A 14,071-nucleotide genomic window follows, 5' to 3' on the forward strand; every position below is an offset into this window, starting at 1 on the left:
ATATGAACACAGAAGTTTTAGATTCACCAAAAGTAATAGAAAACAAGTCAGAACCTTTATTTTCTAAAAAAAACAAAAAACTCATTACCAACCCATTAGATTTAGATAACCCCGTAACAGTACAGATATTAGGTATTTGTTCATCCCTTGCTGTTACTACACAGATGAAACCCGCAATAGTGATGTCCATAGGATTAACTATTGTTACCGCTTCTTCTAATTTCGCTATCTCTCTCATTAGAAATACTATTCCATCCCGAATACGTATAATAGTGCAACTCGCTATAGTATCTCTTTGGGTAATATTAGTAGACCAAGTTTTAAAAGCATACGTGTATGATGTTTCCAAACAATTATCTGTTTTTGTAGGATTGATAATTACCAATTGTATAGTTATGGGACGTTTAGAAGCATACGCAATGGCAAATAAACCATGGCCTTCCTTTTTAGATGGAATAGGAAATGGTTTAGGATATGGGATTATTCTCATCGCAGTAGCATTTTGTAGAGAGCTATTAGGAGCAGGTTCTCTTTTTGGATTTAAGGTTTTTCAAACATTAGGAATTCCTTACCAAGGAAACGGACTACTCCTTCTTCCCGCGGGAGCATGTTTTGTAATAGGTATTATTATTTGGATTCAAAGATATATCAACGGTTATAGAGAAAAACATTAAAAAATTATGGAAAATATAATAAATATAGGTATTCGGTCAATTTTTATTGATAATATGATTTTTGCATATTTTTTAGGAATGTGCTCTTTTTTAGCTATTTCTAAAAAAGTTTCTACTGCTTTTGGATTAGGAATCGCTGTTATTTTTGTTTTAGGAATAACAGTTCCTATCAACTGGCTCATTCAAGCATATATTTTAAGTCCTGGTGCTTTAGCATGGATCAGCCCAGAATTTGTATCAGTAGACCTCAATTTTTTACAATTTATTGTGTTCATTTCTGTTATTTCAGCATTTGTGCAGCTTACAGAAATGGCTGTAGAAAAATTTTCTCCCTCTTTATATAATACCTTGGGGATATTTTTACCTCTTATCGCTGTGAATTGTGCTATATTGGGAGCAGCATTATTTATGGTAGGGAGACCCTATAATTTAGCAGAAGCAACCACATTTGGAATTGGTTCTGGTATAGGTTGGTTACTTGCCATAGTAGCTCTCGCAGGAGTACGAGAAAAAATGAAATATTCTAACGTTCCCGGACCTTTAAAAGGACTAGGTATTACTTTTATTTTAGTCGGGTTGATGTCATTAGGTTTTTTGAGTTTCTTAGGTTTTTCAATTTAATGGTTTATAGCAATAAACGAACCATTTTTTAAGGTATCCGACATTAAAAATTCTCAAAATATGCAAATAAAAGAAAAAGTGTTTGTAGTAAGTGGAGGTGTATCAGGTTTAGGAAAAGCAGTTGTATCTATGATAATCGAAAATAGCGGAAAGGTTATTATCTTAGATAAAGACGCACAAGGAGGATATACAACAAAACAAACCTTTGGAAATGCAGTATTTTTTATGGAAACAGATGTTGCAAATTTTGAGAATGTAGAAATTTCTATCAGAAAAGGATATGAATATTTTGGAAATATTCACGGTGCAATAACCTGTGCGGGCTTAGCTCCAGCTGAAAAAATTATAAAAAAAGAAGGTTTTCCTGATATAAACACATTTAACAGAACTATTACTACTAACCTTTGCGGCACCTTTTATGTTCTCACCGCATCACTCAAATATATGAAAGAAAACAGTATAGGAGAATCGGGAGAAAGAGGGGTACTCATCACTACCTCTTCAGTAGCTGCCTTTGAAGGGCAAATAGGGCAGAGTGCCTACGCAGCTTCTAAAGGTGGGGTCATTTCTATGACACTACCAATAGCAAGAGAAATAGCAAAACATAAAATGAGGATTATGTCCATCGCCCCCGGAATTTTTGATACTCCCCTGATGGAAAAAATGAATCAAGATGTCCGAGATTCTCTTACACAACAGATACCTTTTCCCTCTCGATTTGGAAAACCCAAAGAATACGCTGACACCGTTAAATATATAATAGAAAATCAAATGCTCAACGGAAGTGTCATAAGATTAGACGGAGCTGTAAGAATGAACAGTAAATAACATAAAACAAAACCATGAAAATAGAACTGAGAACAATATCTGAAAAAGAATATGAAGTAAAAAATGAAAGTGGAAATATACTTTGTATAGATATGTATGAGCAAGCAGAAAAAAAACATTTTTCTCCCATGCAACTACTCCTTTCAGCAGCTGTTTCTTGTGCAGCAGTAGACATAGTCACTATGATGAAAAAAAAAAGAAAAAACATACACGACCTCCAAGCAACCGTATTAGGTGACAGGAGAGAAGAATATCCCCAAAAATTTACATCCATATCTATCAATTATATTCTTTTCTCAACCGATGCAACACAAGAAGAATCTCAAAAAACAATGGATTTAGCTGTTAAAAAATATTGTAGTGTTATAGCAAGCCTTAATACAGATATAGAAATACAATATTCCATAAGTGTAGTAGATAAGTATTAAAAGATACTTTCATTTCCAACATCATCTATAGCTCAATAACAAGTAATACTTTATTACAAATACAAAATTTTTCAACTCATTCAACTATGAAAACATATATTTATATTTTTATCTCTATTATGCTTATGAGCTGCGCAACAAAAAACCAAAAAGAAAATTTGGAAAATAATATTCCAGCCTCATTACAAAAATGTTTAGATTACTACGGTGGGGTTTCTACTTGGAAATCTTTTAAATCTGTTGAATTTGATATAGAAAAAGAGCATCATATTATAGATTTAGAAACCAGAAAAGTATTCATCTCTACACACGACAGCTCTTATAGTATTGGATTTGATGGAAAAAATGTATGGGTATCTCCAAATATGCAAATATATGGAGGAACACACCCAAGGTTTTACCATAACCTTCATTTTTACTTCTTTTCCTTCCCTTTTATACTCACAGATCCAGGAATTAAGTATACTTCTTTACCTGAAAAAACATTCCAAAATACTCTTTATACTCCCGTATCTATAAAATACGAACATAATGTGGGTGACTCTCCTCAAGATGAATACATTCTCTATATACAAAAAGAAAATGGACAATTAGATTTTATAAACTATACCGCTACTTATTTTACACAAGAAGCATCTTCCCAATATAATGCCCTTGTATACGATACATGGCAAGAGATACAGAACATAAAAGTTCCTCGGAATTATACTTTTTATAAATGGAGTAACGACACTATTCAAGAATCTAGAGGATCTGTCCTCTTCGAAAATGTTATTTTTAAAAATACATACCCCGATAGCAATCTCTTTGTAAGACCAATGATTTCAGAATTAGATACAGTATTAAAAAAATAACTGAATAAATATTACTATTGCATTGTATGTATTTCTTTAAATTTTAATTTTGATATATCTCGAAAATTCTCTTTTACAGAAATATTGAGTTTTCAAGCTGTATCAAAAGTGAATTTTCGGAGGGTTCAATTTTTTAGTAACAGTAAATAATTTCCTCGCAAGAGAAGATTTAATCTATATATTCATAATAAAAAAAATAATGAAAGGAATTATTCTATCAGGGGGTTCGGGAACCCGTTTATATCCTATTACTATTGCTATCAGTAAACAAATAATACCCGTGTATGATAAGCCAATGATATATTATCCGCTTAGCACACTGATGTTAGCAGGTATAAGAGATATATTAATCATTTCTACTCCATATGATATCGGAGTGTTTCAAAAATTATTAGGAAATGGAGAAAAATTAGGATGCCATTTTGAATATGCAGTGCAACCAAACCCCGAAGGTTTAGCACAAGCATTTATTATTGGAGAGCCATTTATAGGAAAAGAAAAAGTTGCTCTTATATTGGGAGATAATATATTTTACGGATCAGGAATGTCAAAAATGCTACAGGGACTAAATGACCCCGATGGAGGAATTATCTTTGCGCAACATGTAGAAGACCCTGAAAGATACGGAGTAGTGGAGTTTGATAAAAATAAAAAAGCAATCTCTATAGAAGAAAAACCTACAAACCCCAAATCCAATTTTGCGGTACCTGGTTTATATTTTTATGATAATTCTGTGATAGAAATAGCCAAAAACCTCAAACCAAGCGCAAGAGGTGAAATGGAAATAACAGATGTAAACAAAAAATATTTAGAGATGAAAAAACTATCTATTGCCATATTAGATAGAGGAACCGCATGGTTAGATACAGGCACCATTCAATCTCTTATGCAAGCAAGTCAGTTTGTACAAGTGATAGAAGAAAGACAAGGGCTTAAAATTGGATGCATAGAAGAAGTGGCATTTAATATGGGATATATTGATTCCGTACAGCTTCAAAAATTAGCTATTCCATTGATTAAGAGTGGATACGGTAATTATTTAATAAATATTTTAAAATGATAATCCAAGAAACAGAATTTCCAGGTCTTTTTATTATAGAACCAAAAGTTTTTCATGATTCGAGGGGATATTTTTTTGAAAGTTTTCATCAAAATGTTCTTAAAAAACACACTGGGTCAGATTTTTTATTCGTGCAGCATAATCAATCGTATTCTCAAAAACACGTCCTCCGTGGCTTACATTTTCAAGTTCCTCCTATGGAGCAAACCAAACTTGTGCGAGTATTGAATGGCGAAATACAAGATATTGCCATTGATATAAGAGCAGGTTCCTCCACCTATGGTAAATACTTCAGTATTATCCTTTCTGCAACAAATAAAAAACAATTGCTTATCCCAAAAGGATTTGCCCATGGGTTTTTGGTTGTAAGTGATACAGCAGAAGTTTTTTATTTAGTAGATAATCTGTACTCTGCCACCCATGAATCAGGGATTCTTTTCAACGATACCGATTTACAAATTAAATGGGAAACCCAAATATCCCAATGCATCGTCTCTGAAAAAGATAAATGTTTACATACTTTTGCAAAATTAGAAACACCATTTCACTTCTAAAAATAAGACAGAAAAATGCTCCAAAACTATGAATCCATTATACAGGACTGTAAAAAAAATAAGTTCGAAAACCTATACTGGCTCCAAGCAGAAGAACCTTATTTTATAGATTTTATCGCTTCCCTCATAGAAAAAATAGCAATCCCCGAAGAATACAAGTATACAAACCAAACGATACTGTATGGAAAAGAAGTAAAAATGATAGAAATCTTGGAACGAGCTAAATCATTCCCCATGATGGGAGAAAAAAAACTCCTCCTCATAAAAGAAGCACAAGAAATCTCCGACTTTGGAACAGAAAAAGCAGATGGCTATTTTGAAAAATATCTAAATAACCCCAACACTCAAACAATACTCGTCTTTTGTTATAAATACAAAACCCTAGACAAACGAAAGAACATTACAAAACTGATAGAAAAAAAGATGACAGTACTGGATGAAAAAAAAATATACGAAGACCAACTCCCTCTATGGATTCGTAAAATTGCCCAAGAACAAAACCTCAAAATTACAGACAAAGCTACACACATACTCGCAGAAAATATTGGCATAAACCTCACCAGAATAGATAACGAACTCGCTAAAATAAGAGTCAATATCCCATCAAATATTCCAATAAATGAAACCCATATACAAGAATATGTAGGCATCAATAAGGACTTTAATGAGTTTGAACTGCAAAAAGCAATTGCACAAAAAAACCACCTCAAAGCAAATCAAATTATTAATTATTTGAGTGACGACCTAAAAAATCACTCCCTCATTATGCTCACTGCTCTCTTATTTAGTTTTTTCTGCAAAATGATGCTCTGCCATTACAATAGAAAGAATGGAGACCAAGAACTTGCTAAAATTATGGGTATATCCCCTTACTTTCTCGCCGAATACAAAGCCGCATGTAACCGATATTCCTTTGAAAAAATAATACAAAATATTGATGTTTTGCACAAAACAGATATCAAAATGAAAGGGATATCAGGAGGCACAGCGGATGAGAGAGAAATGATGAAAGAACTCGTGTATAAACTTATGAACGACTAGTCATTTTTTTAGTATACCCCATCAAAACAACTTTGCATCTTAACCCCATTTTTTTTTCTTATTTGTAGAATACGGCATCTCATTTGAATGATATGGAATATTACTTAATTGTTCTAAAATTATATTGTTTTCATAAAATAACTCCAAGATAGTAAAATAACTCATGTTTTCCACCGGAATTTTTTATTAATTATCCAATTTATTTTGTGAAAGATTAGAGGACTTACAAAAGTTTTTTGAAAGCAAATATATTTTTCTCTTTAAAACGTAATTAATGTACGTAACCATTTAACATTTTATGAAAAATTGTTATAAACAAAATAATAATTTAGTATATTTGTATAAATATTTAAAAAATAGAAACATCTGAAAATACATGAGATATAAAAGCATTCATTGCTCATTTTTTACAAAAAAATTCAGAATCTAAATTTGCTAAATAGGTACTATTTTTTGGTAAATAATAATAAATTTTTCAGAACTATATAAGTCGTTTATTATAAAAACAGAACCTCTCTTTACATATATTTGGGATAATGCCTTCTTAGCTCAGATGGTAGAGCAACGCTTTCGTAAAGCGTAGGTCGCAAGTTCGATTCTTGTAGAGGGCTCTTCTATAAAAACAAAACAATGAGTGAAAAAAGTAGTATATTTGATATGATAGGACCAATAATGATAGGACCTTCCAGCTCTCATACAGCAGGAGTAGTAAAGATAGGAATAGCGGCTATGAATGTATTAGGAAGTATTCCTCAAAAAGCCGAAATTACCTTTTATAATTCTTTTGCACATACATACGAAGGGCATGGGAGCGATAAAGCCATTATAGCAGGGCTTATGGGATTTCACACTGATGATGCGAGAATAAAAAACTCCTATCAACTTGCTGAAGAAAAAGGTCTAAAATACACATTTAAAGCAATAGGAAATGCTCTCACATTTCATCCGAATACCATTAGATTAAATCTCACCCGAGAAGAAGAAAATGTGGAAGTTTTAGGAGAAAGTAGAGGAGGAGGAGTGATACGCATTACAGAAATAGACGGATTTAATGCAGATTTCTCTGCCAATCTTATTACCCTTATTATCAAGGCAGAAGATAAAAGAGGAAGTATCGCTTATATATCTGATATACTAGCACACGATGATTGCAATATCGCAACTATGACCGTATCTCGAAGAGGTAAGAACGACCTTGCCTGTATCATCATTGAAATAGATACCCCTATGCGTCCCACCTCTTTAGAATACATAAAAAGTTTACATTGGGTTAAAAAAGTAATTGTTTTATTCCCAACAATTTAAAGTACAACAGATACATTCCATTTTTTTTATTAAAAATGAAATATTTTATCTTAAAAATAATTATTTGTAATAAATAAGTGTAATAATATGGAATATATGTATATATTTATTGCAAAATAGATATACTAGCAACATTACAAATTACTTATTAAATCTCAAAATCTGATATGGAATACAGAATAGAAAAAGACACGATGGGTGATGTACAAGTCCCAAAAGATAAATATTGGGGTGCACAAACCCAAAGATCAAAAGATAATTTTAAAATTGGCGGCACCTCTGCTCTTATGCCTGATGAAGTAATACAGGCATTTGCTATTTTAAAAAAAGCAGCAGCATACACCAATCATTCTTTAGGAATACTTTCTTTAGAAAAAACAACCCTTATCTCTCGTGTATGCGATGAAATCATAGAAAGAAAACTCACCAATGAATTCCCATTAGTTATATGGCAAACAGGATCGGGAACACAAACAAACATGAACCTCAATGAAGTAATAGCAAACCGAGCACATGTTATAAATGGAGGAAAACTCACCGATGAAAAAAAAATTATCCATCCCAATGATGATGTAAATAAATCACAATCTTCTAATGATACTTTTCCGACAGCTATGCACATAGCTGCTTACAAATCTCTGCAAGAAAAAACTATTCCTGCTTTAGAAAACCTCCGAGAAACTTTCCACGAAAAGTCAAAAAAATTTATGACCATTGTAAAAGTAGGAAGGACCCACCTCATGGATGCCACTCCTCTTACCTTAGGACAAGAATTTTCAAGCTATGTAGCCCAATTAGATTTTGCAATAAGGTCCATAAAAAATACGCTACCCCATCTTTCGGAATTAGCTTTAGGGGGAACAGCCGTAGGTACAGGATTAAATGCTCCCAAAAACTATGCCGAATTAGTAGCAAAAAAAATAGCCGAACTTACAGGAATCCCTTTCATAACCGCTCCAAATAAATTTGAAGCCCTCGCTACCCACGATGCTTTGGTAGAAACTTCAGGTGCCTTAAAGCAAACAGCTATAACATTAACAAAAATAGCGAACGATATACGACTTTTAGCATCGGGACCCAGAAGTGGAATCGGTGAAATTCTCATACCCGAAAACGAACCAGGTTCTTCCATAATGCCAGGGAAAGTAAACCCTACACAAAGCGAAGCACTTACAATGGTCTGTGCACAAGTAATAGGAAACGATACTGCAATTACTATTGGTGGAATGAACGGACACTTCCAACTCAATGTATTTAAACCTCTTATTATTGCTAATTTCTTACATTCTGCAAATTTACTTGCAGACGCATGCGTATCTTTTCAAGCACATTGTGCTATAGGAATAGAACCAAATATTCCTGAAATAAAAAATAAATTAGATCGCTCTCTTATGCTGGTAACCGCTTTAAATCCACATATAGGATATGAAAATGCAGCGAAAATAGCTAAAAAAGCACACAAAGAAAATAAAACATTAAAACAAGCAGCAATAGAACTTAACATCCTTACCGATAAAGAATTTGATACATGGGTTATCCCCCAAAATATGGTAGGAACTATCCATTGAAATTAATAAATTTAATATATAATCAATTCATTACTTTTAACCAATATAAACATAAAAAATACAAACCATGAGAAATATATTTATAGTAGTACTTTTATTTTTCACATTATCATCCTCTGAAATATTTGCTCAAAGCAAAAAAAATAAACAAGCAGAAAAAGCAGAAAGAAAAAAATGGGAAAAAGAAAAAGATAAAATGGATCCATTAAAATACAAAGAACTTATTAACAGAGTAAAAAACGCTGATGAATCCATAGCAGAATTAGAGAAATGTAAGCAAGAGCAATCTGTATACCAACAGCAAATGACAGATAAAGAAGCAGAATTAGAAACCTACAAGTCACAAATAGCTGAATGGAAATCTTTGATAGAGCAATTGCAAAAATCAGAATCGGATCTCAAATCAAAAAACCAAGAATTAGAAAATAGACCTATGGGAGGCGGATCTATTACACAAAGACCAGGTATGGTATTTTATGTACAAATAGGTGCATACGCATCTAAAGATATAACAGAAATCATCCAAAATCAACCATTTATTTTTTCTGATAAAAAAGACGAATCTATACAATATGTATTAGGAATATTTGGTGAAAAAGAATACGGAGGACTAAAAAATGCCTATTCAAATGCTGATAAACTCAAAAAGTATTTGAGACAAATGGGCGTAAAAAAAGCATGGATTGTTCCTTATAAAGATGGTCAGAGAGTAGATCTTAAAAATGTGATAGAGGGTGTTACAGAATAATATATAAAACACCACTCATAATATAGTTGGTTTTTTCATTTAGAAAAACTAAAAATATCATATAGGTCTGGTCTATTCTACATGCTACTAAAAGTAAAGAAAATAATTTTTACAAAGATAACGTAGCAGTAGCCTATCAAAATCCAACGGATAAACGTATAAAACAGCGTATAGCGGAGGGACATTTAGGACGGATGCCTTACTCTTGGTTTTATTATGGTTTAGTTAAGAACGTTTCAAAAGAGAATACTTTTCATACTTGCCAAATCCCATTAGATTTAGTAGAAATGCTTATTAAATCTTGTAGAATGGAAGAAGACGATGTTTTTATTTTATTTTGCGGTAGTGGTCTGAATTAGTACGGTGTAAGCAAATAAAAAGAAATTATATAAGTTGTGATCTATATTCTGAATATCATCAAATGATTGTAGATAGATTAGACAACAATGGAAAGATAAAAGACGAATATAGATTAGAATTTATTCAACAAAAGAAACAAGAGGCAGGTTTTCAAGACATTTTCAGCCAAATGAGTAACCCAGTAGTAAATAACGAAATTTTGAGATAAAATGGAACTAAACATTCAAAGACAGTATGAGTTGATGTATTCATTTTTTTTAAATTACAACTGAACCATTTACAGATTTAGATTGGGATGGTGATCCCTTTTCGTTCTATTTCAAAAACAGAAAAATTGAAGAATATAACTTTTCCGATTTAAAAGAGATAATTGAGGACTTTGGTTGAATGCGATTATAGAGAATAACCTTCTATTCTAAACGTGATTTTGACAAAAAAACCGAATTAAATTTTGACAGAAAAAAACAAAACTGGATTTTGAAAAAAGAAGTATCGGATTGAAGGCAGTGCAACCGGTTTACATTGCAATTCCTACAAAAACATAAAAAATAAAAGCAATAAGAGCAGATATAAGGGCGTATGGCATCTGTGTTTTGACGTGGTCTATATGATCACACGCAGATGCCATAGAGCTTATAAGAGTTGTATCTGAAATAGGTGAGCAGTGATCTCCAAAAACCCCACCACCTAAAACAGCCGCTACCACTATATGTATATTTATGCCTAAGGAATTTGCTAAAGGGACTGCTATAGGTATCATAATGGCAAAAGTTCCCCAAGAAGTTCCTGTAGCAAAGGCAATTACACTCCCTACTCCAAAAATTATTGCAGGTAAAAATGCAGGAGAAATCCAGCTTTTCGTTATTTCCGCTACATAGATTCCCGTTCCTAATTCTTTACATACATTTCCTATGGTGAATGCTAATACCATCAATAATGCCATAGATATCATACCTCCCATTCCTTTAAAAGAAAGGTCTATCATCTCTTGGAAAGACATTATTTTTTGAAAGAGAGAGAGTATTACGGAGATTCCAATTGCTACGATAACAGCATATAAAACGGATGCGGAACCTGAACCATAAGAAATAATATCGAAAATAGAAAGAGAGGAAACTGCATTAGCTGGGGCATTTTTCATTCCCGTATAGAATAAAAATAGTGGCATAGAGATTACCATAACGAAGAGAGGCACTATCATATTATATGCTTTATGAGTTTTTTTTTCTTGTGGAGTAATAATGGTTATTTCTTCAGATACCAATGGAGTAGATCCGTCTGCTATAATTTTTCCTTCTATTTTTACTCTTCGTTCTGCTTTTTTCATAGAAAGAATATCTTTATTTGTTATCACGACAATAACTAACATACAGAGAGTTATTATGGGATAAAAATTATAGATTATGGATGTATAGAGTATTTCGAAGGGGTTTGTAAGTCCTTGTGCTATAAGTAAACTCATAATAAATGCCCCCCATGCATTAAATGGGATGAGGATACAGGAAGGCGCTGAGGTACTATCGCAGATATATGCTAATTTTTCTCGGGATATTTTTAATTTATCGAAGAGGGGGCGGAATAAAGTTCCTACCGTAAGAATAGAGATGTTTGACTCCACAAAAATAAGCATCCCTACTAAGACAGCAAATAATCTAACATACAAAGATTTTTTGTGTTCATCTTTTGATTTGATGGTATCTAATTTTTTATTTATAAACAGGATAAATCCATTTACACCACCGGAGCGTTGGATATAAGCAATAAGAACACCTATCAAGAGAGTAAAGATAACTGTGCGTGTATTACCTGCATCTTTAAAAGTGTCTACTATTTTTTCTATGGAATCTAGAGTGCCTTGGAGGATATTTCCTTGGTGAATAATAATAAACCCTAAGAAGATTCCTACAAACAATGACACAAAGACCTGCCTCGTCCATATCGCTAAAATAATCGCTACAATCGGTGGAACTACCGACCAAAAACTATAATGTTCCATATTTTTTTTTATGTGTTTTTAATGATGATACAAAATCGAGACTGTTGCGAATTAAAACCGTAAAAAAACGAATATTTTATTTTACGAATACTATGGTCTTGAAGTTCATTTTATTTGTTTTGAGAATATTTCTAAAAACAGGTTGTCTATTATAATAATTATCTAAATTATTACTATTTATCTGATAATTTTTATGTATGATCGTCTAAAAAATGAATTTTTAGATACTAATGTGTGTTTTTTGTACAAGTTGTTTTTTTAATGCTTTTTAACAATAAGATTAGGTCTCTGCATAAATTACCCATCTTAGGCAAACATTATATTCAAAAAAATTATTGTAACATTTTTTAAAGGTAAAGGTATGAAATTTTATTATATTTTTGCGTAAGATGAGTTACCAAAATAAGCAAATTTTATTTATTTTATATAATTGAGTCATTCTATGATTCATTTTTATAGAAATGAGTAGATTTTTTAATTTAGTTCCGCAACGGTCTTGTACTATCTTTATTAGTTAATTTTTTAATATATTTAGTTTGTGATAGCATCTATTTTTTAGTAGATGGCTCTATATCACAGGCATTAGTAAATGATTTGAGAAAATAGATACAAATAAGCGGATAAAATAGAAGAATTAGAAGGAATAGATGAACTTCCAAAAACACCATATAGTATACAAACTGCAATAATATCCTTTCTCCCTGGTATTTAGATATGTTCTTTCTCTCCCTTTTATAAAAACCACAAAGTATTGATGGGTTGTTCTCTTTTTTATTTCCATAAAGAGAGGAATGAAACCCCCATAGCCCATCAAACAAACATTTCACCAAAAGAAGAAAGCATGAAACTATGAGAAAATTTGCAAAACTCATACAAAAAAACAACATGGATACGGAGTAAGTACAACATTCTATAGAAAATTGGAAAAATTAGTAAATTTGCCAAAAGAGTTAGGATAACAAGAAAATAATCTCTAAAAGCATATACACTACTTTTACATACACATAATCTTATATGAATCGCTTATACCCATTGAAATTTAACCCCATATATAAAGAAAAGATATGGGGAGGAGAAAAAATAAAAAATATATTAAAAAAAGATGTTCCATCTATGCTCCATTGCGGAGAAAGCTGGGAAATATCAGCAATAGAAGGGAATGTTTCTACGGTTTTAGAAGGTAAGCTCCAAGGTAAAGATTTAAAAACGATCATAATTCTCTATAAAGAGCAATTATTAGGGAAAAAAATATATAAAAAATATGGAGATGAGTTCCCTCTCCTCATAAAATTTATAGATGCAACGCAAGACCTTTCTTTACAGGTGCATCCCAATGATGAACTTGCTAAAAAGAGGCACAATGGATCAGGAAAATCAGAAATGTGGTATATAATGCAGGCGGATACCGATGCTAAAATAGTTACGGGCTTTAATAGAACGATGGATAAGGAAAAGTTTTTAGATTACTTTGAGAGGGGAAAAATAATGAGCGTCTTAAATACAGAACCCGTACAAGAGGGTGACGTATTTTATTTACCCGCCGGGAGAATACACTATATTGGTGCGGGTTGTTTTCTTATAGAAATACAACAATCCTCTGATTATACATACAGAATTTATGATTTTGATAGAACAGATGAACATGGGAATAAAAGAGAACTGCATTTAGAAGAAGCATTAGAGGCGATGGATTACCAAACATATCCAACCTATAAAACCCTCTACCAAAATAAACGAAATGAACCTATCCATCTTTTGAAAAGCTCTTATTTTACGGTGAATAAAATTCACAGTGACCAAAATATAGATAGAGATTATCATTATTTAGATAGTTTTGTGATATATGTATGTATGAGTGGTGATGGAAATCTTATTTGGGATGGAGGGGAACTTTATTTTAAAACAGGAGACGTGATACTTCTACCCGCTTGTATAAAAAAAATAACCTTAGAAACCACATGGGGGTTTTCTTTTTTGGAAACCTATATACAATAATAATTTTAGTATATTGTTTTAAGAAGTACCGTATTACAA

General features: G+C 32.1%; 14 protein-coding genes and 1 tRNA gene. 14 read left to right on the plus strand and 1 reads right to left on the minus strand.

Annotated elements, in window-relative coordinates; all coding sequences use genetic code 11:
• The first annotated feature begins 2 nt into the window (after positions 1-2).
• From QM536_01960 to QM536_02020, 13 genes are all read left to right on the plus strand, one after another.
• Positions 3-674, plus strand: coding sequence for an NADH:ubiquinone reductase (Na(+)-transporting) subunit D (locus QM536_01960; GenBank protein MDI9355775.1), 672 nt, complete (start codon positions 3-5; stop codon positions 672-674).
• Positions 675-680: 6 nt separating this feature from the next.
• Positions 681-1,295 (plus strand): NADH:ubiquinone reductase (Na(+)-transporting) subunit E, encoded by a 615-nt coding sequence (gene nqrE / locus QM536_01965; GenBank protein MDI9355776.1) that lies wholly within the window; start codon positions 681-683, stop codon positions 1,293-1,295.
• A 60-nt stretch (positions 1,296-1,355) separates the two neighbouring features.
• Positions 1,356-2,123 carry an SDR family NAD(P)-dependent oxidoreductase gene (locus QM536_01970; protein ID MDI9355777.1) on the plus strand — a complete coding sequence of 256 codons (768 nt, stop codon included), beginning with the start codon at positions 1,356-1,358 and terminating at the stop codon, positions 2,121-2,123.
• A gap of 14 nt (positions 2,124-2,137) precedes the next feature.
• Positions 2,138-2,551 carry an OsmC family protein gene (locus QM536_01975; protein ID MDI9355778.1) on the plus strand — a complete coding sequence of 138 codons (414 nt, stop codon included), beginning with the start codon at positions 2,138-2,140 and terminating at the stop codon, positions 2,549-2,551.
• Positions 2,552-2,637: 86 nt separating this feature from the next.
• A complete protein-coding gene (locus QM536_01980; GenBank protein ID MDI9355779.1) occupies positions 2,638-3,405 on the plus strand; it encodes a hypothetical protein in 768 nt (255 codons plus the stop codon).
• 199 nt (positions 3,406-3,604) lie between these two features.
• Positions 3,605-4,465: a glucose-1-phosphate thymidylyltransferase RfbA gene (gene rfbA, locus QM536_01985; GenBank protein ID MDI9355780.1), complete on the plus strand. Its 861-nt coding sequence runs from the start codon at positions 3,605-3,607 to the stop codon at positions 4,463-4,465.
• A complete protein-coding gene (gene rfbC, locus QM536_01990; GenBank protein MDI9355781.1) occupies positions 4,462-5,019 on the plus strand; it encodes a dTDP-4-dehydrorhamnose 3,5-epimerase in 558 nt (185 codons plus the stop codon). The genes rfbA and rfbC overlap by 4 nt, the downstream gene beginning before the upstream one ends.
• A 15-nt stretch (positions 5,020-5,034) precedes the next feature.
• A complete protein-coding gene (gene holA, locus QM536_01995) occupies positions 5,035-6,060 on the plus strand; it encodes a DNA polymerase III subunit delta (GenBank protein ID MDI9355782.1) in 1,026 nt (341 codons plus the stop codon).
• A 538-nt stretch (positions 6,061-6,598) separates the two neighbouring features.
• Positions 6,599-6,671: transfer RNA gene (locus QM536_02000), tRNA-Thr, on the plus strand.
• A 19-nt stretch (positions 6,672-6,690) separates the two neighbouring features.
• Complete coding sequence (gene sdaAB, locus QM536_02005) at positions 6,691-7,365, plus strand: L-serine ammonia-lyase, iron-sulfur-dependent subunit beta (GenBank protein ID MDI9355783.1); 675 nt, start codon at positions 6,691-6,693, stop codon at positions 7,363-7,365.
• A 167-nt stretch (positions 7,366-7,532) separates the two neighbouring features.
• Positions 7,533-8,933: a class II fumarate hydratase gene (fumC, locus tag QM536_02010; protein ID MDI9355784.1), complete on the plus strand. Its 1,401-nt coding sequence runs from the start codon at positions 7,533-7,535 to the stop codon at positions 8,931-8,933.
• Between the two features lie 67 nt (positions 8,934-9,000).
• A complete protein-coding gene (locus QM536_02015) occupies positions 9,001-9,681 on the plus strand; it encodes a hypothetical protein (GenBank protein MDI9355785.1) in 681 nt (226 codons plus the stop codon).
• A gap of 421 nt (positions 9,682-10,102) precedes the next feature.
• The gene (locus QM536_02020; protein MDI9355786.1) at positions 10,103-10,249 is read left to right on the plus strand and encodes a hypothetical protein; all 147 of its coding nucleotides are present in this window, start codon (positions 10,103-10,105) and stop codon (positions 10,247-10,249) included.
• Between the two features lie 309 nt (positions 10,250-10,558).
• Here QM536_02020 and QM536_02025 read toward each other — a convergent pair whose 3' ends face one another.
• On the minus strand, positions 10,559-12,037 hold the full coding sequence (locus tag QM536_02025) for a Na+/H+ antiporter NhaC family protein (GenBank protein ID MDI9355787.1): 1,479 nt from the start codon (positions 12,035-12,037) through the stop codon (positions 10,559-10,561).
• Between the two features lie 1,014 nt (positions 12,038-13,051).
• Here QM536_02025 and QM536_02030 point away from each other — a divergent pair.
• Complete coding sequence (locus QM536_02030) at positions 13,052-14,032, plus strand: hypothetical protein (protein ID MDI9355788.1); 981 nt, start codon at positions 13,052-13,054, stop codon at positions 14,030-14,032.
• Positions 14,033-14,071 lie beyond the last annotated feature (39 nt).

It is taken from the genome of Chitinophagaceae bacterium (assembly GCA_030053935.1).
GTDB lineage: Bacteria > Bacteroidota > Bacteroidia > Cytophagales > JASGCU01 > JASGCU01.

Coding starts and splice junctions, on each gene's coding strand:
- QM536_02020 (MDI9355786.1), top strand. CDS start 10,103: ATGATTGTAGATAGATTAGACAACAATGGAAAGATAAAAGACGAATAT.
- QM536_02015 (MDI9355785.1), top strand. CDS start 9,001: ATGAGAAATATATTTATAGTAGTACTTTTATTTTTCACATTATCATCC.
- sdaAB (MDI9355783.1), top strand. CDS start 6,691: ATGAGTGAAAAAAGTAGTATATTTGATATGATAGGACCAATAATGATA.
- nqrE (MDI9355776.1), top strand. CDS start 681: ATGGAAAATATAATAAATATAGGTATTCGGTCAATTTTTATTGATAAT.
- QM536_01960 (MDI9355775.1), top strand. CDS start 3: ATGAACACAGAAGTTTTAGATTCACCAAAAGTAATAGAAAACAAGTCA.
- QM536_02025 (MDI9355787.1), bottom strand. CDS start 12,037: ATGGAACATTATAGTTTTTGGTCGGTAGTTCCACCGATTGTAGCGATT.
- fumC (MDI9355784.1), top strand. CDS start 7,533: ATGGAATACAGAATAGAAAAAGACACGATGGGTGATGTACAAGTCCCA.
- holA (MDI9355782.1), top strand. CDS start 5,035: ATGCTCCAAAACTATGAATCCATTATACAGGACTGTAAAAAAAATAAG.
- QM536_01970 (MDI9355777.1), top strand. CDS start 1,356: ATGCAAATAAAAGAAAAAGTGTTTGTAGTAAGTGGAGGTGTATCAGGT.
- rfbA (MDI9355780.1), top strand. CDS start 3,605: ATGAAAGGAATTATTCTATCAGGGGGTTCGGGAACCCGTTTATATCCT.
- QM536_01975 (MDI9355778.1), top strand. CDS start 2,138: ATGAAAATAGAACTGAGAACAATATCTGAAAAAGAATATGAAGTAAAA.
- rfbC (MDI9355781.1), top strand. CDS start 4,462: ATGATAATCCAAGAAACAGAATTTCCAGGTCTTTTTATTATAGAACCA.
- QM536_01980 (MDI9355779.1), top strand. CDS start 2,638: ATGAAAACATATATTTATATTTTTATCTCTATTATGCTTATGAGCTGC.
- QM536_02030 (MDI9355788.1), top strand. CDS start 13,052: ATGAATCGCTTATACCCATTGAAATTTAACCCCATATATAAAGAAAAG.